General features: G+C 71.1%; 20 protein-coding genes. 16 read left to right on the top strand and 4 right to left on the bottom strand.

What is annotated here, in order from left to right; all coding sequences use genetic code 11:
- Positions 1–18 precede the first annotated feature (18 nt).
- Complete coding sequence (locus DY023_RS16260; protein WP_245958748.1) at positions 19–852, bottom strand: serine protein kinase RIO; 834 nt, start codon at positions 850–852, stop codon at positions 19–21.
- 218 nt (positions 853–1,070) lie between these two features.
- Between DY023_RS16260 and hemE the strand changes: the two genes are divergently transcribed.
- The 14 genes from hemE (at position 1,071) to DY023_RS16190 (ending at position 13,371) form a co-directional block, all read left to right on the top strand.
- Positions 1,071–2,084, top strand: a complete 1,014-nt coding sequence (gene hemE, locus DY023_RS16255; RefSeq protein WP_116243397.1) for a uroporphyrinogen decarboxylase — start codon at positions 1,071–1,073, stop codon at positions 2,082–2,084.
- A gap of 89 nt (positions 2,085–2,173) precedes the next feature.
- Positions 2,174–2,455: a hypothetical protein gene (locus DY023_RS16250; RefSeq protein ID WP_116243396.1), complete on the top strand. Its 282-nt coding sequence runs from the start codon at positions 2,174–2,176 to the stop codon at positions 2,453–2,455.
- A 2-nt stretch (positions 2,456–2,457) separates the two neighbouring features.
- Positions 2,458–3,777 (top strand): C2 family cysteine protease, encoded by a 1,320-nt coding sequence (locus DY023_RS16245; RefSeq protein ID WP_116243395.1) that lies wholly within the window; start codon positions 2,458–2,460, stop codon positions 3,775–3,777.
- Between the two features lie 83 nt (positions 3,778–3,860).
- A complete protein-coding gene (locus DY023_RS16240; RefSeq protein WP_147303316.1) occupies positions 3,861–4,622 on the top strand; it encodes a hypothetical protein in 762 nt (253 codons plus the stop codon).
- A 61-nt stretch (positions 4,623–4,683) separates the two neighbouring features.
- Positions 4,684–6,150: a protoporphyrinogen/coproporphyrinogen oxidase gene (locus DY023_RS16235; RefSeq protein ID WP_116243393.1), complete on the top strand. Its 1,467-nt coding sequence runs from the start codon at positions 4,684–4,686 to the stop codon at positions 6,148–6,150.
- Positions 6,151–6,291: 141 nt separating this feature from the next.
- Positions 6,292–6,654, top strand: a complete 363-nt coding sequence (locus DY023_RS16230; protein ID WP_116243392.1) for a hypothetical protein — start codon at positions 6,292–6,294, stop codon at positions 6,652–6,654.
- 1 nt (position 6,655) lies between these two features.
- Positions 6,656–7,087 (top strand): phage holin family protein, encoded by a 432-nt coding sequence (locus tag DY023_RS16225; protein ID WP_116243391.1) that lies wholly within the window; start codon positions 6,656–6,658, stop codon positions 7,085–7,087.
- Positions 7,074–7,352, top strand: coding sequence for a hypothetical protein (locus DY023_RS16220; RefSeq protein ID WP_116243390.1), 279 nt, complete (start codon positions 7,074–7,076; stop codon positions 7,350–7,352). Before DY023_RS16225 ends, DY023_RS16220 begins: the two co-directional genes overlap by 14 nt.
- Before the next feature lie 40 nt (positions 7,353–7,392).
- A complete protein-coding gene (gene hemQ / locus DY023_RS16215; protein ID WP_116243389.1) occupies positions 7,393–8,070 on the top strand; it encodes a hydrogen peroxide-dependent heme synthase in 678 nt (225 codons plus the stop codon).
- 4 nt (positions 8,071–8,074) lie between these two features.
- Positions 8,075–9,061 carry a hydroxymethylbilane synthase gene (hemC, locus tag DY023_RS16210; RefSeq protein WP_116243388.1) on the top strand — a complete coding sequence of 329 codons (987 nt, stop codon included), beginning with the start codon at positions 8,075–8,077 and terminating at the stop codon, positions 9,059–9,061.
- 6 nt (positions 9,062–9,067) lie between these two features.
- Positions 9,068–9,874: a uroporphyrinogen-III synthase gene (locus DY023_RS16205; RefSeq protein ID WP_116243387.1), complete on the top strand. Its 807-nt coding sequence runs from the start codon at positions 9,068–9,070 to the stop codon at positions 9,872–9,874.
- A 99-nt stretch (positions 9,875–9,973) separates the two neighbouring features.
- Entirely contained in the window at positions 9,974–10,957 is a 984-nt protein-coding gene (gene hemB / locus DY023_RS16200) for a porphobilinogen synthase (protein ID WP_116243386.1), read from the top strand.
- A 423-nt stretch (positions 10,958–11,380) separates the two neighbouring features.
- Positions 11,381–12,703 (top strand): glutamate-1-semialdehyde 2,1-aminomutase, encoded by a 1,323-nt coding sequence (hemL, locus tag DY023_RS16195; protein WP_116243385.1) that lies wholly within the window; start codon positions 11,381–11,383, stop codon positions 12,701–12,703.
- A gap of 218 nt (positions 12,704–12,921) precedes the next feature.
- Positions 12,922–13,371: a hypothetical protein gene (locus DY023_RS16190; RefSeq protein ID WP_116243384.1), complete on the top strand. Its 450-nt coding sequence runs from the start codon at positions 12,922–12,924 to the stop codon at positions 13,369–13,371.
- Between the two features lie 140 nt (positions 13,372–13,511).
- Here the strand turns inward: DY023_RS16190 and DY023_RS18155 are convergent, their stop codons facing one another.
- Positions 13,512–16,238, bottom strand: a complete 2,727-nt coding sequence (locus DY023_RS18155; protein WP_220347348.1) for an ATP-binding cassette domain-containing protein — start codon at positions 16,236–16,238, stop codon at positions 13,512–13,514.
- Positions 16,239–16,356: 118 nt separating this feature from the next.
- On the opposite strand from DY023_RS18155, the gene DY023_RS16175 reads away from it, so the two are divergent.
- Together DY023_RS16175 and DY023_RS16170 are read left to right on the top strand one after the other, a co-directional pair.
- Positions 16,357–17,421 carry an enoyl-CoA hydratase/isomerase family protein gene (locus tag DY023_RS16175; protein WP_245958747.1) on the top strand — a complete coding sequence of 355 codons (1,065 nt, stop codon included), beginning with the start codon at positions 16,357–16,359 and terminating at the stop codon, positions 17,419–17,421.
- Positions 17,422–17,486: 65 nt separating this feature from the next.
- Positions 17,487–18,437, top strand: a complete 951-nt coding sequence (locus tag DY023_RS16170; protein WP_245958746.1) for an alpha/beta fold hydrolase — start codon at positions 17,487–17,489, stop codon at positions 18,435–18,437.
- Positions 18,438–18,443: 6 nt separating this feature from the next.
- On the opposite strand, the gene DY023_RS16165 is transcribed toward DY023_RS16170, so the two are convergent.
- Together DY023_RS16165 and DY023_RS16160 are read right to left on the bottom strand one after the other, a co-directional pair.
- The gene (locus DY023_RS16165; protein ID WP_116243381.1) at positions 18,444–19,217 is read right to left on the bottom strand and encodes a glycosyltransferase family 2 protein; all 774 of its coding nucleotides are present in this window, start codon (positions 19,215–19,217) and stop codon (positions 18,444–18,446) included.
- A gap of 257 nt (positions 19,218–19,474) precedes the next feature.
- Entirely contained in the window at positions 19,475–20,626 is a 1,152-nt protein-coding gene (locus DY023_RS16160; RefSeq protein WP_116243380.1) for a glycosyltransferase family 4 protein, read from the bottom strand.
- Positions 20,627–20,800 lie beyond the last annotated feature (174 nt).

Below are 20,800 nucleotides of genomic sequence, written 5' to 3'. Positions count from 1 at the left end.
TCGTGAGAGGACTGCCGCTCAGCCGAACGACTCCGCGATCAGCTCGGCGATCAGCTCGTCGGGGTCGGCCTCGACGCCCCTGCGGGCGAACCAGTCGCACACGTTCACGCAGTCGCGGTGCAGCAGATCCCAGCCCTGCGGGTTCGCGGCCAGGTCGACGATCTGCGGAAGGTCGATGACCACCACGCGCCCGTCGTGCACGAGCAGGTTGTACGCGGAGAGGTCGCCGTGCACCAATCCCGCCCGCGCGAAGATCCGCAGGATCTCGGCGACCTGCGCGAAGCAGTCGTCGAGCCCCTCGCGAACCTGCGCGAGTCGCGGCGCCGCGACGCCGTCATGGCCGATGAACTCCATCAGCACCTCGGTGCCGTCCACCTGCACGGGGTAGGGGACAGGGGCGCCGAGCTCGTGCATCCGGCAGAGCGCCTCGAACTCGGCGAACGACCACTGCGCCGCGGCGACGGCGCGTCCGTGTGTGGACTTCCTCGCGAGCGCCCGGGTGTCACGGGTGTTCCGGGTGCTCCGCCCCTCGGTGTAGACAGCGGAGCGGTGGAAGGTGCGGTGCTCGGTCGACCGGTACCGCTTGGCTGCGAGCAGCGAGCGCTGCGACCGATCGAAGGGCACGGCGCGCTCGATGAGGAAGACGTCGGCCTCCTTGCCGGTCTTGAGGATGCCGAGTTCGGTGTCGACGGCGTCGGCCGAGGTGACCACCCAGCCGGGTCGCGGCTCGGGGCCGCGCTCGGAGGGCGTCACCGCCTGCCACGTGCTCCAGCGCTGGTTCTCGACCAGGCTCGTGTCGGCGAAGGAGAGGGTGATGTCGAAAGGGGACGCGTCGAAAGACGGCTTGTTCACGATGGTGCTCCAGGAGAGGAGGCCACCGCGAGGATGTCAGTGGCGGGCGGCCTCAGATGAGTGGATGTCGAGGGCAGGCACGACGACGAAGACGTTCATCAGGCACTCCTTCCCTCGGGCATCCGAGCCGATCCCGGTGCGCCCCCGAGCCTAGGGGCTCGGTGCGCGCTTGTCGAGAGGCAAGGCGCACGCATAGGCGCCGATGAAAGGATGGGCGCATGAGTGACCTGCTGCGCGCACTGGCCGGAGAGACCGTTGACCGCACCCCTGTCTGGTTCATGCGGCAGGCGGGGCGCTCGCTTCCCGAGTACCGCGAGCTGCGCGTCGGCACGCGGATGCTGGACGCCTGCCTGACCCCTGACCTCGCGGCCGAGATCACGCTGCAGCCCGTGCGCCGGCACGGCGTCGACGCGGCGGTGTTCTTCAGCGACATCGTCATCCCGCTGCGGCTGGCGGGCGTCGAGGTCGAGATCGTGCCCGGGCGAGGGCCGGTGTTCGCGAACCCGGCGCGCACGGCCGACGACGTGGAGCGGCTCATCGCGATCGACCCCGCCACGCTCGACGGAGACGCGATCGCCGCTGCTGTGCGGATCGTCACCGCTGAGCTCGGCGACACCCCGCTGATCGGCTTCGCGGGCGCGCCCTTCACGCTCGCCGCTTATCTCGTCGAGGGCGGACCGTCGAAGGAGCACCTGCGCGCCCGCGCCATGATGCACGCCGACCCGGTGTCGTGGCACCGCCTCGCCGGCTGGCTCGCCGCCGTGTCGCGGCGCTTCCTCGAGACCCAGCGCGACGCCGGAGCATCCGTCGTGCAGCTCTTCGACTCCTGGGCAGGATCCCTGTCCACCGCCGACTACCGCAGTTACGTCGCCCCGCACTCGCGCGAGGTCATCGACGGCATCGGCGTGCCCGCCATCCACTTCGGCGTCGGCACCGGTCCGTTCCTCACCGACATGCGCCTGGACGGCGCCGCTTCGGCGGTCGGCGTCGACTGGCGGATGCCGCTCGACGAGGCCATCGGCATCCTCGGCCCCGACGTCGCCGTGCAGGGCAACATCGACCCCGCGCTGCTTCAGGCGCCGTGGCCGGTGCTCGAGGCGCACGTGCGCGATGTCATCGCGCGCGGCCGCGGCGCCAAGGGCCACATCCTCAACCTCGGCCATGGTGTGCCGCCGGAGACCGATCCCGACCAGCTGACCCGCATCGTCGCGCTCGCCCACGGCGAGCTGTGACGCCGAGCCCATGGGGAGTTCTGCCCATGGGCATGCGCCCGCCGGCCCGTTAGCTTGTGAGGGAAGTTCGGATCCGGGGGGAGTGAGCAATGGCCGCCGAGAAGGTCAAGATCGACTACGACCTGCTGTCGGGTGTGCGCGAGTCGATCACGCGGATCATCGCGGAGCTCGAGGACGCACCGGAGCGCAACGGTGATGTCGCCGGTGCCATCGGCGCACCGTACGAGCGCGCGCAGCTCGGCTCCCTGGCATCCGATTTCCGCGGGTCGTGGGAGCCGAAGCGCGACGACCTGATCGCCGCGCTCGACGGCGTCGGCACCCGCCTCGACGCCGTGATCGAGTCGTACAGTGAACTGGACGAGGGAGCCTGAGCGTGGCGTACGAGCAGGTGGATGCCGGTACCGCAGGCGAGGCGTTCGGCGTCGGTGAGCAGATCCGCACCATGACCGGCGAGCCGCAGACCGTGCGGGCGAACGGCCAGAGGATGGAGACCTACGGCAGCCTGATGGGCACCGTCAGCGCCCAGCTGAAGATGCTCGGGGAGGCCGAGATGTCGCAGTGGGCGGTCTCCGGCGAGGCCGTCGACAAGCTGCGTTCCGCGATCGGCGACTCCGCGCAGCTGCTCGCCGTCGCCGGTGCGATCTACTGGCCGGTCGGCGCTGCACTGCGTGCCTACGGCGAGGCGACCGAGGACCATCAGAACGCCCTCAACGCGCTGGCCGTGTCGTGCAAGGAGGCCTGGGAGGCGAAGAACGCCGCCGTGGCCGCGGCGAGAGGTGCGGACGAGCCAGACCCCGCAGTCGAGGACTACGACGACCAGAACGCCGCGTACAACAGACTGCTGTCAGCCTCGCAGGATGCACAGTCCGAGTGGGACGCCGTCGCGGTGCAGTGGAACAACCGCTTCGTCGACTGGCGGGACTGCTACGACGAGGCGGTCGCTGCGCTGTCCGAGCCGCGTCTCGACAGGATCCGCAACGGCGAGGAGCTTCCGCCGGTCGGCGACCCGGCGCTCTATCCGAACGGGATTCCGGGCCCCGATGACGTGCACCAGGGCAGCATCGGCGACTGCTATCTGCTGGCCACGCTCGCCGGCATCGCGAACGTCGACCCCGACAGGATCATGGACATGATCACGGTCAACGGCGATGGCTCGTACACCGTGCACTTCGCCGACGGAGACGTCGTGGTCACCGAAGACCAGGTCTCCGACACCGACCAGGCTCTGTGGGTGCGCATCATCGAGGGCGCCTACGCGAACAAGATCGGTTACGAGGACCTCGACAACGGCGGCTGGGCGCGTGAGGTCATGGAGGACATCTACGGCGAGGACGCCGACATCAAGGACCACGACGGCGGAATGTGGGACTGGCTCACCGGCGGGAACGACGTCGCGGACAGCTACGACGACATCGACGCGGCGCTCGACGACGGGCGCCCTGTCGTCGCGAGCGCGCAGAACGGACAGCTGGGGTTCGAAGACGGTGGGCACGCACTCACCGTCCTCGACACCTATGAGGTCGACGGCGAGCAGATGGTCGTGCTCCGCAACCCCTGGGGGAGCAACAACGGGCATGAGGATGAGATCCGCGCCGCGGGCGGCGAACTGACCACGCCGCCGGACGGCACGTTCACCATGAGCATGGAAGAGTTCACGAAGTCGTTCAACGTCGTCGAGGTCGGACGGAGATGAGCGCGAGGCGAGCGCATGCGGTCGCCGTCGCGGTCGTGTCGCTCGTGTTGACCGCGTGCAGTGCAGCCCCTGAGGAGGATCCGATGCCCACCCCCCGTTCGTCGTCGACCGCAGCCGTGCAGGATCCGAACCCGTCCGAGCGGATCAGCACGCTCGTACCGGCCGCCGATCTCATCGTCTACGGCACCGTCGAGTCGGTCGGCCCGGAGATCACTGATCTCGATCAGGACGCCTTCCCCGCGCAGGTCGCGACCGTGCGCGTGAGCGAGGTGATGAAGGGCGAGGCGCCCGAGACGATCACGGTCACCAAGCCGGAGGACACCTACTACGCGCTCGTCGGCGAGGCGAACGACTCCTACGACGCCAAGCACGAGGGCATCTTCGTGCTGAAGGCGGCGGGCGAGGGCTACGAGCTGTTCGGCTATGTCGGGCTGCACGACGATTCGGGCGCGCAGCGCGCTTTCGCGCGCGTGCTCGCGGGGCAGTCCGAAGACATCCCCGGGGCCTCGCGTGCGCAGCTCGCCGAGTGGGTGGACGAGGCCGAGATCATCGTGTTCGCGAGCGTCAAGGGCGACCCGGACGACGTGACCCTGCGTACCCCGCGCGTCGGCTTCTCATCGTCGGCGACCCTGACGCCGATCGAGGTCGTCAAGGGGGAGATGCCGGAGCCGATGAAGGTCGTGCAGGGCCCGCAGCCCGAGACGCCAGGCGGAACCTGGGGCTTCCCCGTCGGCGACGGGCAGACCGGCGTGTTCTTCATCGACACGTCGAGCGGCACGCCGACCGTCATCAACACCACGGAGCCGAGCCAGATCAACCGCCGTCAGATCCCCCTCGGCGGCTGAGTCCACGGCATCCGCCCTTTCTCCCGGCTCCTGCATCGGATGCGGGTGTGAGGATGGATGCATGACCGAACCCACCCCGGAACTCGCGGCCCGCGCGGCCCAGCAGCACGTCGTCGTGATCGGCGGCGGCATCGGCGGACTGGTGGCCGCCCGCGAGTGCGCGAAGGTCGGGATGCCCGTGACTCTTCTGGAGGCGTCCGCGGAGCTCGGCGGGGCGATCCGCCGGGCCGAGGTCGACGGGATCGTCGTCGACGCCGGCGCGGAGAGCTTCGCCACACGCGGTGGGCACGTGCGTGCGCTGGTGACCGAGCTCGGCCTCGGCGGCAGCATCGTCGCACCCGAGGGCGGCGGTGCCTGGATCGACGGCATCCCCGACGTCGGAGCAGCGCCGATCCCGAAGGGCGGCATCCTCGGCATCCCGGACAACCCCTTCGCCGAGGACGTGCGGCGCGTGCTGGGCACCGGCGGCATGTGGCGGGCCTACCTCGACCGGCTGCGGCCTCCGCTGACCATCGGCTTCGAGCACAGCCTGGGCAAGCTCGTCGCCGGACGGATGGGCGAGAAGGTGCGCGACCGGTTGGTCGCTCCCGTGACCGCCGGCGTGTACTCCGCGCACCCCGACGACGTCGACGTCGAGGCCGTCGCGCCCGGTCTGAGCGCCGCGCTGACCCGCGTCGGCTCGCTGTCGGGTGCGGTGGCCGTGCTGCGGGGCGAGCGGGAGCAGAAGGGGGCGACTCCCGGTTCCGCCGTCGAGGGTCTCGTCGGCGGCATGAGCACACTGGTCGACGCGCTGCGCGCCGACCTCGAGCAGCTCGGCGTCGAGGTCCGCACGGGTGCGCGGGCCGAAGCGCTCGTCCGCGACGGGAACGGGTGGACGGTGCGGGTGGAGACCGTCGTGGCGGACGACGAGGATGTAGCCGAGTCCGAGGAGCTGCGTGCTGCCGCCGTGGTCGTCGCGACGTCCGAGCCCGCCGCGCGGGCACTGCTCGCGGGGCACGCCGAGCTGGGCGAGGAGGCCGTCGCCCCGGAGATCCAGATCATCACCCTCGTGCTGGATGCGCCCGAGCTCGACGCCGCGCCCCGCGGCACGGGCGTGCTCACCGTGCCCGGCAGCCGCATCGCGAAGGCGCTCACGCACTCGACGGTCAAGTGGGGGTGGCTGCGGGAGACCGCCGGTGGACGCCACGTCGTGCGCGTCTCGTTCGGCACTCAGGGCGAGCTCCCCGCGACCGCCGCCCTCGATGACGCGGATGCCGCGCAGCTGGCCCTCGCCCAGGCGTCCGCGATGCTCGGCGTGACGCTGCGCCCGGAGCAACTCGTCGGCGCGCATCGCGCGCGCCATGTGCAGGCCCAGCCGGCATCCGTCATCGGCTCCGCTGAGCGGCGCACCGCTGCGAGGGCCGCCGTGCGCGCGGTTCCCGGAGTCGTGGCCGTGGGAGCGTGGCTCGCCGGGACCGGGCTCGCGCAGGTCGTACCCGATGCCGTGTCCGAGACTGATCGGCTGCGGCGGGCGCTGCTGTTCGGCTGAGTCGCCGCCTGTGCGGAACGGGAGAATACGCCGGATGACCGACCGCCGGCAACGGTAGATGCCGAAAACGGAATACAGCGTTACGCTGGGAGTCCTGGTCGGCCGCCGCCGCCAGTCGCAACAACAGTCAGGAGGCCCCCGATGAAGGGGAAGATCGGACTCGTCGTCGGACTCGGCGTGGGTTACGTGCTCGGCACGCGTGCAGGGCGCGAGCGGTATGAGCAGATCAAGACGCAGTGGCTGAAGGTATGGAACCTCGAGCCCGTGCAGCAGCAGGTCACCAAGGTGCAGGACTTCGCCAAGGCGAAGGCCGCCGCGGTGCCGCAGGCGCTCTGGGACGGCGCGGTGCGCGTGGTCCGCTCGGCGTCGACCGCTGGCACGCCGGGCCAGAAGCTCGACTCGGTGATCGGCACCGCGAAGGATGCCGCCGACGACGTCGCGGATGCCGCGGAGGACGCGGTCGAGCAGGCGAAGGCTGCCGCGAAGAAGAGCAAGGACGACTGAGATGGCCCGCGGCTATCGGGACCGCGCCGACGACAGCCTGCTGACGCTGCTCGGCGACATGCCGGACCTGGTGTCGAACCTGGTCAAGGCCGAGATCGACGCAGGCAAGGCGTGGGTGCGCAAGACATCCAAGGATGCCGGGATGGGCAGCCTCTGGTTCGTCGTCGCACTGTTCTTCCTGTTCTGGGCGATCCCCGTCATCCTGACGTTCGCGATCGCGGGCATCGCCTCCTGGATGCCCGTGTGGGCCTCGGCGCTCGTGGTGTTCGGCATCCTGATCCTGACCGTTCTCGTGTTCGGTCTGCTCGGCCTGCTGCGGTTCCGCAAGCTGACGAAGCGCGAGAACCCTGCGCAGGCCGTGTCCGAAGACATCCGCCTCGTCCGCGAGGCCGGCGATGAGCGCCCCCGGGAGGCCGCTGATGACGAATTCTGATCAGACCCCGCTGCCCCGCACGGCCGTGGCCTACGGCATCACCGACCCGGTGGCATCGGCCCGCGCCGAACTGAAGGCGGCCCTGGCCGCCATCGAGGTGAAGGCCAACGTGCCGCGCCGGGTCGAGCAGGCCTCGCAGCGCGGCATCGCCAAGGCCCGCGTGTTCGCGAAGAAGAACCCCGTCGGAGCCGTCGCCGCTGTGATCGGTGTCGCGGTCACCGTCGGCGGCATCGTCTGGGTGATCGCGCGCGCGGCATCCAGATAACGGGTTCGCCGTCTCCGCCCCGAAGGGGCAGACTGGATGCATGTCCGATGAGACCGAATCCTCCCCTTCCGGCTTCACCCTCTGGGCGGTGTGGGGGCGCAACCCCGATGCTCCGCAGGCAGACCCCGACTCGACTGAGCTCGAGACCATCGTCGGTCACATCGAGGACTCCGGCGTCACCGTCCGCGGCTTCTACGACGTCAGCGGGCTGAAGGCCGAGGCCGACCTCATGGTCTGGCTGCACGGCCCCACCGCGGAAGAGCTCCAACGCGCCCTGCGCCGTCTGCGCCGCACCGAACTGCTCCGTCCGCTGCTGCCGGTGTGGAACGTCATGGGCGTGCACCGCGACGCGGAGTTCAACCGCCAGCACGTGCCCGGCTTCCTGCGCGGTATCGAGCCCAAGCAGTGGCTCTGCCTGTACCCGTTCGTGCGCACGCCGGAGTGGTACCTCATCGACGAGGCCGAGCGGCGCAAGATGCTCGCCGATCACGGTCGCAAGGGGGCCGCGTTCACCGGTGTGATCGCGAACACCGTCGCCGCCTTCGCGCTGGGCGACTACGAGTGGCTGCTGCCCCTCGAGGCGGACGACCCCACCGAACTCGTCGACCTGATGCGCGACCTGCGTTACACCGACGCACGCCGTTTCGTGAAGGAGGAGGTGCCGTTCTACACCGGCCGCCGACTCCGCCTCGACGAGATCGCCGACGTCCTGCAGTGATCCGATGAGCACCGTCATCCGTCTGGGAACCCGCCGCAGCGCCCTGGCTCAGGCGCAGTCCGGTCATGTCGCCGCAGCGCTGGAGGAGATCTCGGGGCGGCCCGTGCAACTGGTCCCGATCGTCTCGGAGGGCGACACCAACCGGGCATCCCTCTCCGAGATCGGCGGGCAGGGCGTGTTCGCCACCCGGCTGCGCGAGGCGCTGCTGCGCGGCGAGTGCGACCTGCTGGTGCACTCGCTGAAGGACCTGCCCACCGCGCAGCCGACCGGTCTGGTGATCGCGGCGACCCCGAAGCGGGTCGACGCCCGCGACGTCGTCATCACACGTGACGGCACCGGCCTGGCTGAGCTGCCGGCGGGGAGCAGGGTCGGCACCGGCGCCCCGCGCCGGATCGCACAGGTGCGCAGGCGCAACCCGGAAGTCGAGGTGGTGGACATCCGCGGCAACGTCGACTCGCGGCTGGAGCGCGTGGCGTCCGGAGATCTGGACGCCGTGATACTGGCCGCCGCCGGCCTCTCCCGTCTCGGGGCGGACAGCCCGCTGCGCCGCGAGGATCTGGAGCTGGCGGACTGGCCGACCGCTCCCGGGCAGGGCGCACTCGCTGTCGAGACCACGGAATCCGCCCCCGATGATCTGCGCGGCTGGCTGGCCGAGCTCGACGACGAGGCCACGCGCATCGCGGTCACCGCGGAGCGTGCGGTGCTCTCGGGACTCGACGCCGGATGCCAGGCGCCGATGGCCGCGCACGCGGTGCAGACGGATGCCGGCCTGCACCTGCAGGCGGCGGTGTTCTCGCCCGACGGCGGGCGCCGGTTGGACATCGACGTCACAGAGATCCTGGACGAGGGGTATATTCGTCGGAACGGCAGCGGCAACGGCGCGGATGCTGCCGATGGTGCAGACCCGATGCACGCGGCGCGTGTGTTCGGCATGTCTGCGGCTCATCGGCTGCTCGAACAGGGGGCGGCCGACCTCCTCCCGCGAGAGTGATGCTGAATGACTTCTACCGATTCGATCCCGGCCCCGCCGGACAAGCCCCTGAGCGGCTGGCGCGTCCTCGTGCCCCGCGGCGGTCCGTGGGGTGATGGGGTCGCGGCGAGTCTTCGGGCGCAGGGCGCGGTGCCGGTGGTCGCACCGCTGATCAACTTCGCGCCCACGACGGATCAGCAGGCGCTGGATGATGCGCTGGCCCGTCTCGAGTCCGGCGAGTACGACTGGCTGACCATCACCAGTGCGACGACGGTCGATGTGCTCTTCGCCCATCGCGTCACGATCCCGCGCAGCACCAAGGTCGCCGCAGTCGGCGAGACCACGGCGACGGCCCTGCAGGCAGTCGGGTACGAGGTCGAGATGATTCCGGAGTCGGACAACTCCGCCGCGGGGATGGCCGAGCAGATCATCTCTCTCGAGGCCGAGCCGCGCCGCATCCTGACCCTGCGCAGCGAGATCGCGAAGCCCGTGCTCACCGACATGCTCGCCGAAGCCGGGCATGACGTCGACAGCATCGTCGCCTACCGCACCGTGGGCGTTCCTGTCACCGAGCGTATCCATCGCGATGTGCTGAACGGCCGTATCAACGCCATCCTCATCACCAGCGGTTCGGTCGCGCGACAGGTGCGTGAGCAGTTCCCCGAGATCCCCGACACCACGCTGCTGGCGGCGATCGGGCCGCGCACAGCCACCGACGCCCGCAAGGTCGGGTTGCCGATCTGGGCGATCGCCGACAAGCAGACGGTGGATGCGCTGATCGAGGTGGTCTCGCACTTCACCCTGCCGCATGCCGCCGACGAGTTCGCGCCGTGAGCCGTCCTGCACCGCTTGCGCTGCACTTCCCTGCCGACGCGGCGCTAATCGACGCAGCGCGAGCAGAGAACTGCCGCGCGATACTCATGAGGTGATCCGATGACATTCCCCGAGACCCGTCTGAGGCGGCTGCGGCAGTCCGCGCCGGTGCGCGCGCTCGTGCGCGAGACGTCGCTCGAGCCCCGCCAGCTCGTGCTGCCGATGTTCGTGCGCGAAGGTCTGACCGACGCCTCTCCCATCGGCTCGATGCCCGGCGTCGTGCAGCACTCGCTCGATTCGCTGCGTGCGGCGGCCGCTGACGCGGCGGATGCCGGTGTCGGCGGCGTCATGCTGTTCGGAGTGCCCGCTGTGCGCGATGCCACTGGTTCCGGGGCGGATGATCCGCGCGGCATCCTCAACGTGGCGACCGAGGCGCTCGCCGCAGAGGTCGGCGACGCCCTGGTCGTGCAGACCGACCTCTGCCTCGACGAGTTCACCGACCACGGCCACTGCGGTGTGCTGGCCGCCGACGGAACGGTCGACAACGACGCGACGCTCGAGCGGTACGCGGCGATGGCGCTGGCACAGGCCCGCGCCGGCTCCCAGCTGCTGGGACTCAGCGGCATGATGGACGGCCAGGTCGCGCACCTGCGCGCCGCGCTCGACGCCGAGGGCTTCCAGGACGTGCTGCTGCTCGCCTATGCGGCCAAGTACGCGAGCGCCTTCTACGGACCGTTCCGTGAAGCCGTCGACTCGCAGCTGCAGGGCGACCGCCGCACCTACCAGCTCGACCCCGGCAACCGCCGCGAGGGCGTGCGCGAAGCGGTCGTCGACCAGCAGGAGGGCGCAGACATCGTCATGGTCAAGCCGGCGATGGCGTTCCTCGACGTGCTGCGCGAGGTGCGCGACGCCGTCGACATTCCGGTGTGGGCATACCAGGTGTCCGGCGAGTACGCCATGATCGAGGCGGCTGCGGCGAACGGCTGGATCGACCGGCGGGCCGCCGTGTTGGAGTCGCTGCTGTCGATCCGGCGGGCCGGTGCGGATGCGGTGCTGACGTACTGGGCGGTGGAGGCGGCGCGCTGGCTGCGTCCTGGGTCCTGAGTTTTCCCGGGTCCTGAGCGAGCGGAGCGAGACGAAGGACGTCTCCTGCGTGGGTCGCTCCGCGATGGGCACGTCCGGGGAGACATGCCCCCGCCCTCCGCTGGCGCTCCGGGCTCCCGCCAGACCCGATGCCAGCTCCCCGGATGTGCCCATCGCTGCGCTCGGGTAGGTGCGCGGGGTCGCCTTGGGAGGGCACGGATGTGTTCCGGCATCCATCGAGGATGCCGGAGCACACTGCCGTTTCGGAGCCGGGGGCGGATCCGGCGCTTCGCTCCGCTGCTCCGGTCGCGCGGTTTGCTAGTGCGGGGCGGTTCGGACTGATCAAGTGAGCGACCGGAACAGGGGAGGGACGATCGTGTCAGGGGCGGCATAGGCGCGGGGCGTAGCGTAGAGCGGCAGCATCCGCGACCGGAGGAGAGACCCGTGACCGACCGCAACGACGACCTTTTCGACGCCGCACGCGCCGTCATCCCCGGCGGAGTGAACTCGCCGGTGCGGGCGTACGGATCGGTCGGGGGGACGCCGCGCTTCCTCGCATCCGCCCGGGCCGCGCGCGTGACGGATGCCGCCGGCACCGAGTACGTCGACCTCGTCGCGTCGTGGGGCCCCGCGCTGCTCGGACACGCGCATCCGATCGTCGTCGAGGCCGTGCAGGAAGCCGCGACCCGCGGCCTGTCGTTCGGCGCCCCGACCGAGGGCGAGGTCGAGCTCGCCGAGCTCATCGCCGATCGTGTGCGTTTCGGCGAGGCGCGGCCCGTCGAGCGCGTGCGTCTGGTGTCCACCGGTACCGAGGCGACGATGACCGCGATCCGCCTCGCGCGCGGCGCGACCGGCCGCGACCTGCTGGTGAAGTTCGCCGGGCACTACCACGGCCACTCCGACGGGCTGCTCGCGGCCGCGGGCTCCGGCGTCGCGACGCTGGCGCTGCCCGGCTCGGCCGGTGTGCCCGCCCCGATCGCCGCGCAGACACTGGTGATCGACTACAACGACCCCGACGCCCTCGCAGCGGTGTTCGCCGAGCACGGCGATCGGATCGCCGCGGTGATCGTCGAGGCGGCATCCGCGAACATGGGCGTCGTCCCGCCGCTGCCAGGCTTCAACGCTCTGATCGCCGAGACCGCGCATGCGCACGGCGCGCTGATGATCCTCGACGAGGTGCTCACCGGATTCCGCGTGCACCCCGCCGGGTTCTGGGGTCTGCAGCAGGCCGCGGGCGAGCCGTACCAGCCCGACATCATCACGTTCGGCAAGGTCGTCGGCGGCGGGATGCCGCTGGCGGCCCTCGGCGGCCGTGCCGAGATCATGGACCTGCTGGCGCCGCTCGGGCCGGTGTACCAGGCCGGCACGCTGTCGGGGAACCCGCTCTCCGTCGCCGCGGGCCTCGCCACGCTGCGGCTCGCGACGCCCGAGGCGTACGCACTGGTGGACGCCGCCGCCGATCGCATCGCGACCGCGTTGGGCCGCGCGCTGACGGATGCCGGGGTCGTGCACACCGTGCCGCGCGCGGGCAGCCTGTTCGGCGTCGCGTTCGCGCCCGAGGTGCCGCGCGACTACGCGCAGGCGCAGGCGCAGCAGGCGTTCCGGTACGCACCGTTCTTCCACGCGATGCGCGAACAGGGCGTGGCGCTGCCGCCCAGCGTGTTCGAGGCGTGGTTCCTCACCGCCGCGCACACCGACGACGACCTCGCGGTGATCGAGCGGGCCCTGCCCGCGGCGGCCGCAGCCGCGGCATCCGCCACCGCCTGAGCGGCGCGGGGCGTCGTCGCGCGTTCCGAGAACAGGAGCTCTCCCCGGAACAGGAGGATTCTGCGGAGATCGTCCTGTCCTCGCGGGATCTCCTGTTCCGGGTACGGCCGCGATCCGGGCATCCGGCGCCGTCCGTTCACGGCGCGTCGGCTGACCAAACGCGGAGAACGCGGCGACACGCCGCCTGCTCCTGGCCAAGCGCTGGCAGACTGTACGTCATGGTGACGTTGCTCCTCGATCAGTCTCAGCTCGAGATCGTGCTGTCACCGATCGAGCGCGCGGTGACGTTCCATCGCGAGAACCTGCGCGTCGAGCGTTCGACGATCCGGCGCGTGCAATTGACCGAGGACGTCTGGACCTGGCTGCGTGGCGTGCCAGGGCCGGGAACGCACATCCCGGGCGTCCTGGCCGCAGGCACCTGGAAGGCCGCGGCGACGACCGACTTCGTGATGATCCGTCGGCACCGTCCCGGCGTGGTGATCGACCTCGAGGGGGACGAGGACTTCCAGCGACTGATCCTGACCACCAAGCACGGCCCCGCGCTCACGCAGGCGCTGCGCCTGGAGGTCAGCGACGAGCAGGCCGACGTCGTCGAGATCGCGTCGACCGCTCCGGTGGCCGTCCCGAAGGGCAGCAAGCGTCCGGTCATCCGACCGCGCCCGGCCTGATCACTCTCCGGTCGCCGGCGAGCCCGTCCGGAACGACCTCTCCGGCATGCCGCCGCCTGCGCCCCACGTGAGGGGTCAAGATATGCCGGGTCCGGGTGAGCGGGTACCGCATCTTCTGACCCCTCATTCGGGGTGAGGGGTCAGTGCTTGCCGGAGTCCTCGTCGGTGCTCTCGGCGTCGGAATCGGCGTCGGTCTCGGGGGCCTTGCCGTAGGGCCAGGCCGGAGCCGGGTCCTCGAAGTAGGCGCGGCGCGCCGCAGCCAGGGAGTTCCGCATCGATGAGAGACGCGGGTCCTCGTCGTCGTCCGTGGCGGCAGCGGGCTCGCCCTCCGCGGGCTCGCCCTCCGGAGCATCGTCGATGTCGCGGCTCAGCAGCGGCGCGAAGACCTCGTGGGCCTCGACGGGCACGTCGTCGACCGCGTCGTCCACGGCGTCGTCGATCTCCTCCTCGTGACCGAGATCGACCGCGCCGGTCGACGGGAGGCCGGTGATCAGTTCGGTGAACGTCGGCTCGACCGTCTCGCCGGGAAGCGAGATCGCCGACGTCGCGAAGGGCAGCGGCACGTGCGAGATGGGTGCGCGGCTTGACACCTCGGGCTCGGCGTCCTCCAGCATGTCGGCATCGTCGCTCAGCGCGGAGGCCGTGGGCGTGCCGGCGATGGGCGATTCGGATGCCGGGCGCGCCGCGTCGGCATCCGAATCGTGGTCGCCCTCAGCGGCGACCGCCGCATCATTCGCCGCCGCGTCGTCGGATGCCAGGTCGTCTGCACCCTCGTCGGCGGGGGCCGTGTCGGTGCGCTCGGTGTCGGCCTCGGCAGCCGCCGATTCGGACCGCTCGGTGTCTGCCTGTGCGGCGTCTGCCTGCTCGGTCTCCGTCTGCTCGGCGTCCGTCCGCTGGGCGTCCGACTCTTCGGTGTCTGCCTCCGAGGTGTCCGCCTCGGCGGTGTCTGACTGCTCGGCGTCTGCTTCCGGGGCGTCCGCCTCGGCGGGGTCCGCCTGTGCGGTGTCAGCCTGTGCGCTGTCCGTCTGCCCGGCGTCCGCCTGTGCGGCGTCGTCGGATGCCGACTCGTCGTGGCCCGCGACATCGTCGTTGTCCGCGGCATCGCCGTCACCCGCGTCGATGCTCTCGTCGGAGACCGCATCCTCTGCGGGGGAGTCCGCTGAGCCCTCGTCCGACGCGTCTTGAGTGCCGTCTGCCGCGGTGTCCTCGCCATCGGCGGCGTCGCGCCCGGCTCCGGCGTCATCCGTCCCCTGCGCAGCGACCGCCGTCGCAGCGAGGTAGGCGCCCGTGTCCTGTGCGGAATCGACGCTCGAATCCGAATCCGAATCCGAATCCGAATCGGAATCCGAGTCGATGCTCGCGTCCTGCGCGGCATCCGCACCATCATCCGCGTCAACGTCGGAGTCCTGCTCGCCCTCCACGCTCACGGCAGCGACGGCCCCGTCAGCGGCGTTCGGGTCCGCGCTCGCTGCAGCGCCGGCGTCATCGCCCGCATCCGCGTCTCCGCTCGCGTCCGGCGCGGCATCCTCATCCACGTCGGCATCGCCCTGCGCGGCATCCTCATCCGCGTCGTCGGCAGCCGGCGCGGCATCCGTCTCGTCGCTCGCGGAAGCAGCGTCGCTCGCATCCGTGCCATGACCCTGCACGGGAGTCTCGGCGCTGTCTTCGCCTGCGGCGATGACAGCCGCCGCCGCACCGGCGGCGACCGCGGTCTCACCGGGTGCGCCGAATGCGGGCGCCGCGGCGAGCGCGGCGTCGAAATCATCGGGGGAGGTCTCGTCCGCGGCCTCCCCGCCGGCCGCGATCTCCGCGGCGAGGGTTCCTGCGACCTCCGGCGCCTCGCTTACGGACACGTCGTCTCCCGCGGCATCCGAAGCGGTCTCTGCGGCGAGGGCCGCCGCAACCTCCAGCTCCTCGGCATCCGAGTCCCCGACGACCGGCGATGTGCCATCCGCCAGCAGCACCGGCTCGGTGCGTCGGCCGTAGACGAGATCGAGGAAGACCTCCTCCAGGCTCGGTCCGCGCTGTTGCAGCACCGTCAGGGCCACGCCGGCACCCGCGGCGAGGGCGCCGATCGCGGCGGCATCCGACCCGCGCACGGTCACGCCGGAGCGGAGCACATCGAACTCGAGACCGGCGGCGGCGAGCGCCGCGGTGAGCGGAGCGCGATCCTCGGCGTCGACGATCACCGCACCCGTCGTCGGGTCGGAGAGCGCGTCGATGCCGCCGGTGTACACGGCCTGACCCTTCGACAGCACCACGACGTTGTCGGCGACCTGTTCGACCTCGCTGAGCACGTGCGACGACACCAGCACGGTGCGGCCCTCATCGGCGAGGCGCCGCATGAGCAGGCGCATCCAGCGGATGCCCTCCGGGTCGAGACCGTTCGCGGGCTCGTCGAGCACGAGCACACCGGGGTCGCCGAGAAGAGCGGTGGCCAGGCTGAGACGCTGGCGCATGCCGAGCGAGAAGGTGCCGATACGGGTGTCGGCGTCTCCGTGCAGGCCGACGAGGTCGAGCACCTCGGCCACGCGAGTGACGGGGATGCCATTGGCCTTCGCCGCGATCTGCAGCTGCCGTGCCGCCGTGCGGCGCGGGCGGTACGAGGTCTCCTCGAGCACGCTGCCGATCGTGCGAAGCGGCTGACGCATGTCGAAGTAGGGGACGCCGCCGATGGTGGCGGTTCCCGAGGTCGCGCGCACCTGGCCGAGCAGGATGCGCAGCGATGTGGTCTTGCCGGCTCCGTTCGGGCCGAGCAGGCCGGTGACGGCGCCCGGCTCGATGCGAGCCGAGAAGTCGGACAGCGCCGTGACGTCACCGAATCGTTTCGTCACGTGCGCGAATTCGAGCACCTGTCCTTCGGGCATAGCAAGGCCCCTCTCCTACGACTACCCCTCCATTCTGTCGGAAAAGCCGGTTCCGCCCCACATTTCGCGCATCCCGGCGGGCCTCGGAGGGCTCCCGTGGCGGAGTACGCTGACAGTCGTGACAGCGTCGCCCGAAGCATCCCGTGTCCTCGTCCGCACCGAATACTCGCTGGGGCGGATCACCCTGAACCGGCCGGAGGCGATCAACGCCCTCGATCTGGGCATGGTCCGTCAGGTGCTCGCGGCGCTGAACGCGTGGCGCGACGACAGCGACGTCCAGATCGTGCTCATCGACGGCGCCGGTGAGCGCGGACTGTGCGCCGGCGGGGACGTGCGCTCGCTCTACGATGCGATCATCGCGGGCGACCCTGGGCACGCGGGCGAGTTCTTCCGCGCCGAGTACGAGATGAACGCGGCGATCGCGGAGTACCCCAAGCCGATCGTCGCCTTCGCCGACGGCATCACGATGGGCGGCGGCATCGGCCTCGCAGGACACGCCGCGATCCGGGTCGTCACCGAGCGTTCGAAGCTGGCGATGCCCGAGACGCGGATCGGTTTCACCCCGGATGTCGGCGGAACCCTGCTGCTCGGCCGGGCGCCCGGCCGGCTGGGGGAGTACTTCGGTCTCACGGGTGCACACATGAATGCGGCCGATGCGATCCACAACGGCTTCGCCGACTACTACGTGCCTTCCGATCGGCTCGACGCGGTGCGCGAGGCGCTCTCGAGCCGCGCCGACCCCGGCAGCCCGAGCGAGATCGTGATGCTGTTCGACGAGACCCCCGAGCCGTCCGCCCTGCCCGGTATCCGAACGTGGGTGGACGACGCGTTCTCCGCGCCGACCGTCGGCGAGATCGTGCAGCGACTGCAGGATGCCGGGAACCCGGATGCCGCTGCCGCGGCATCCGTTCTCGCCGAGCTGGCGCCGACCGGTCTGGCGGTCACGCTCGACGCCGTGCGCGAAGCGCGCGAGATGGCCTCGGTGCGCGAGGCACTCGAAGGCGAGTACCGCCGTGTGCTGTGGTTCGTGCACCACCACCCGGATCTGGTCGAGGGCATCCGCGCGCAGTTGGTCGACAAGGACCGCAACCCGAAGTGGAACCCCGCGACGATCGCCGAGCTCCCCGCGGATGCCGGGCGGCCGGCGCGGGAGTACGTGCCGGACGTGCCGTTGTTCGCCTAGTCGGATCGCCGGGCCGGGGATGCGCGGCTCCACCGCACGGCCCAGGGCGCGAGTACCCTGAGCGCATGACCGGGATGCCGGGTTCGCCCGCGTCGGCGGAGGATCCGTCGGGGCCCGATGACGACCTCGCGCGGCGGATGGCCGATGCGCAGCGGCAGGACGCCGCGATCGGCCCGCGCGACTGGTCGGCCTGGCCTGCCGAGGCGGAGCACACCACGATCCATGCTCCGAGCGGACCGCTCGCTCACGTCGCGATGGGATCACCGGACGGCGCGCGTGTGCTGCTCGTGCCGGGCATGACCGGGTCGAAGGAGGACTTCGCGCTGATGATGCCGCTGCTCGCGGCATCCGGGTATCGAGCCTCGTCCTACGATCTCGCCGGGCAGTACGAGTCGTTCCGCGCCGGACCGGAGCGACTCCGGCCCCCGCAGCAGCACTACTCGCTCGAGCTGTTCGTCGCCGACCTCATCGCCGTGCTGGAGCAGGGAGCCGCGCCGGCGCACGTGCTCGGATACTCGTTCGCCGGCACCGTGGCGTCCGCGGCGCTCACCGCGCGGCCTGAACTGTTCGCGAGCCTGACCCTGCTGTCCGCCCCGCCGCTCGCCGGACAGGCGCTGCGCGGATTCAAGGTACTGGGCCCGGCCAGCTGGGTGGTTCCGGGACGTGCGCTCGGCCCGGTGTTCATCACGGCGCTGCGGCGCAACGTGCACGGCGCCGCCGCCGATCGCGCCGCGTTCGTCACCGCGCGCTTCGCGCTGACGCGACGCGGCAGCGTCGGCGACATCCTCGCGCTGATGAAGGCGACTCCCGACCTCGACGAGCGGTTGCGCGCATCCGGCATCCCGATTCTCGTCGCCGCCGGCGCGCGGGACGTCTGGCCGGATGCCGCACACCGTGCGTTCGCGGAACGGATCGGCGCGCGCGTGCTGATCCTTCCCACCGGGCACAGCCCGTGCGAGACCGCGCCGCATCAGCTCACGGTCGCCATGCTGGATCTGTTCGGCGCCGATCGGTGAGGAAGCTCAGCCGCCGGAGCGCGAGCGCCGCCGCACCCGCCGGCCCCGGGCACACGCGACCACGCGCCGTCTCCAGCCGACCTCGCGCAGGTTGACCGCGAGGATGTGGAAGGCCCACGACGCGCGTCGGCGGAAGCCGGCGACGCTGTCGAACGGTCGAGCAGAGACCTGCACTCGCAGCCCGTGGTCGAAGTCGACGCCGGTCTCGGGAGACAGCACGGCGGTGATGTCGAGATCGTCGTGCGCGCGCGGATCATCCAGATGCAGACGTGGCCGCAGCTCGTGCCACACCTCGCGGCGCAGTGCGAAGTTGGAGCCGAACAGCGGCAGCCTGCCGAGCACCAGGCGCATCGTGAGGAAGTAGCCGCCCAGGTAGACGTACCGCCCGATGAAGCGCCACACCGGCCCGCGGCCGTAGAACTCGCCGGTGCCGGTCAGCCCGCCGAGCGTCGGATCCGCCTCGAAACGCTGCACGACGCGCGCCGCCCAGTCCGGTCTCGGACGCGAGTCCGCGTCCAGCCTGCCGAGGACCGTTCCGGATGCCGCATCGAAACCGGCCGCAGTCGCATGCAGCACTCCGCGCTGCGGTTCTGTGACGACGATCGCCCCGAACTCCCGCGCGACCGCGGCGGTGTCGTCGTGCGAGCCGTTGTCGACCACGATGAGCTCGTCGGGCATCCGGTTCTGCGCGGAGAGCGCCTGCAGGCATCCCCTCAGCAGGACGGCGTCGTCGTAGGACGGGACGACGACGCTCAGCACGATCGGCGGGGGAGTGCTCATGGCGCGGCCAGCCTATGACTCGGGCATGGGTCTGCCGGGAACGCCGCGCAGTAGCGGCATCCGGGTCGCAGTTCGTCCCGGTGTGCCCCGGTCCCCGGCATCCGGGTCGCAGTTCGTCCCGGTGTGCCCCGGCCTCCGGCATCCGGGTCGCAGTTCGTCACGTTCGCGCCGCGTCGGAGCGGGACGAATCGCGACCTGGATGGGACATGCCCGCGGATGCCGGGACGAACCGGGCCAGGAGCGATCCGGCGCCCGCGTCAGCGCACCGAGGCGATGATCTCCTGCAGCTTCGCCACGTGCGCGGCGGGCTGGCGGTCGCGCGCGTAGGCGAGTGCCGCCTCGCGGTGCGGGGCGAGGATGCCGCGATCGGCGGCCAGCTCGCGCACCAGGGCGGCCAGCCCCGCGGCATCCGGAGTCGGCGTCAGCAGGGCCGCGGAACCGAACTCGCCGGCCAGCACCGGATCGCTGACGATCACCGGGCGCCCGTGCGAGAACGCCTCGAGCGCGACCATCGGCTGATTGTCGAAGCCGAGGGAGGTGATGAGCACGGCGTCGGCGGCGTCCATCAGCTCGCCGACCCGCTCGCCGGGGACCGAACCGTGGAACGTCACTCCCGGCACCGGGCGCGCGGTGCCGCCCGCGACGTCGAGATGCACGCGCTCGCCGAGAGTCGCCGCGACCTCGCGCATCGCGTCGAGTGCGACATCCACGCGCTTCTCCGGCGCGAAGCGCGCCACCCAGAGCAGCCGCAGCGGACCCTCCGTGACCGCCGGCGCCTCGGCGAGCGGCTGGGCGACGTTCGAGAACGCCTCCACCCGGCCCGCACCGGCGGCGCGCAGCGCTTCGGCCTGATGCCGCGACGGCGAGAGCACCGCATCGGCGAGCTCGGCGATGCGCAGGGTCATGGTGCGCAGCGCATTGTTCAGCGCGTGACTGCCCGTCGCGCGGCCGCCGTCGCGGATGCCGGTCAGTGAGCGATGCACGCGCCCGACGACGGGCGCGAACGGGGCCAGCGCAGCGGGGGCCGTCCAGAAGAAGGTGTGCACGGTGTGCAGCACGGGGATGCCGAGGTCGCGGCCCACAGCGAGGGATGCCGCAGCGAGGGCGAACTCCGAGTGCACGACGATCGCACCGACGCCGTGCCTTCGGATCGTTGCCGCGACCAGTGGCTCGAGATCCTTCGCTCTGCCGAGCAGCGGCAGGTCGAGCACCGGGATCGTGCCGCGGCGCGGCGGAGCGACGAGCGTGATGCCGGGGACCTCGGCCACCTGGTCGGCGTCCGGTGCCAGCACGATCACCCGCACGCCCTGCGAGGCGAGCGCCTCGGCCTGCCGGAGGAACGCGGTCTGCGCTCCCCCGAGGTAGCGAAGGGAGTAGTCGCACACCAGCAGCACGGCGTCGTCTCTCATGGGGTCCCTTCGGCGGCGGATCGTCCCTGAAAGTCTAGGAGGGGGCGCCCCGGGGATTCTTCGATGGCGTCCAGAAAGCGGCCGTCACCCGGCATTCGTTTCGCTGTCAGCGAAGGTTCCGGCACTCGCCTACCGATTGTCGGAGGCCCGTGGCACGCTTTCATGTGGCCGATT

Source organism: Microbacterium bovistercoris, assembly GCF_003387575.1.
Lineage (GTDB): Bacteria > Actinomycetota > Actinomycetes > Actinomycetales > Microbacteriaceae > Microbacterium > Microbacterium bovistercoris.
This window is presented reverse-complemented; position numbering and strand designations above follow the sequence as displayed.

Excerpts from the sequence above, each read along its gene's own strand:
- hemQ (WP_116243389.1), top strand. The coding sequence starts at position 7,393 with ATGTCCGATGAGACCGAATCCTCCCCTTCCGGCTTCACCCTCTGGGCG.
- DY023_RS16165 (WP_116243381.1), bottom strand. The coding sequence starts at position 19,217 with ATGAGCACTCCCCCGCCGATCGTGCTGAGCGTCGTCGTCCCGTCCTAC.
- DY023_RS16190 (WP_116243384.1), top strand. The coding sequence starts at position 12,922 with ATGGTGACGTTGCTCCTCGATCAGTCTCAGCTCGAGATCGTGCTGTCA.
- DY023_RS16250 (WP_116243396.1), top strand. The coding sequence starts at position 2,174 with ATGGCCGCCGAGAAGGTCAAGATCGACTACGACCTGCTGTCGGGTGTG.
- DY023_RS16225 (WP_116243391.1), top strand. The coding sequence starts at position 6,656 with ATGGCCCGCGGCTATCGGGACCGCGCCGACGACAGCCTGCTGACGCTG.
- DY023_RS18155 (WP_220347348.1), bottom strand. The coding sequence starts at position 16,238 with ATGCCCGAAGGACAGGTGCTCGAATTCGCGCACGTGACGAAACGATTC.
- DY023_RS16220 (WP_116243390.1), top strand. The coding sequence starts at position 7,074 with ATGACGAATTCTGATCAGACCCCGCTGCCCCGCACGGCCGTGGCCTAC.
- DY023_RS16240 (WP_147303316.1), top strand. The coding sequence starts at position 3,861 with ATGCCCACCCCCCGTTCGTCGTCGACCGCAGCCGTGCAGGATCCGAAC.
- DY023_RS16160 (WP_116243380.1), bottom strand. The coding sequence starts at position 20,626 with ATGAGAGACGACGCCGTGCTGCTGGTGTGCGACTACTCCCTTCGCTAC.
- DY023_RS16230 (WP_116243392.1), top strand. The coding sequence starts at position 6,292 with ATGAAGGGGAAGATCGGACTCGTCGTCGGACTCGGCGTGGGTTACGTG.
- hemB (WP_116243386.1), top strand. The coding sequence starts at position 9,974 with ATGACATTCCCCGAGACCCGTCTGAGGCGGCTGCGGCAGTCCGCGCCG.
- DY023_RS16235 (WP_116243393.1), top strand. The coding sequence starts at position 4,684 with ATGACCGAACCCACCCCGGAACTCGCGGCCCGCGCGGCCCAGCAGCAC.
- DY023_RS16205 (WP_116243387.1), top strand. The coding sequence starts at position 9,068 with ATGACTTCTACCGATTCGATCCCGGCCCCGCCGGACAAGCCCCTGAGC.
- DY023_RS16170 (WP_245958746.1), top strand. The coding sequence starts at position 17,487 with ATGACCGGGATGCCGGGTTCGCCCGCGTCGGCGGAGGATCCGTCGGGG.
- hemE (WP_116243397.1), top strand. The coding sequence starts at position 1,071 with ATGAGTGACCTGCTGCGCGCACTGGCCGGAGAGACCGTTGACCGCACC.
- hemC (WP_116243388.1), top strand. The coding sequence starts at position 8,075 with ATGAGCACCGTCATCCGTCTGGGAACCCGCCGCAGCGCCCTGGCTCAG.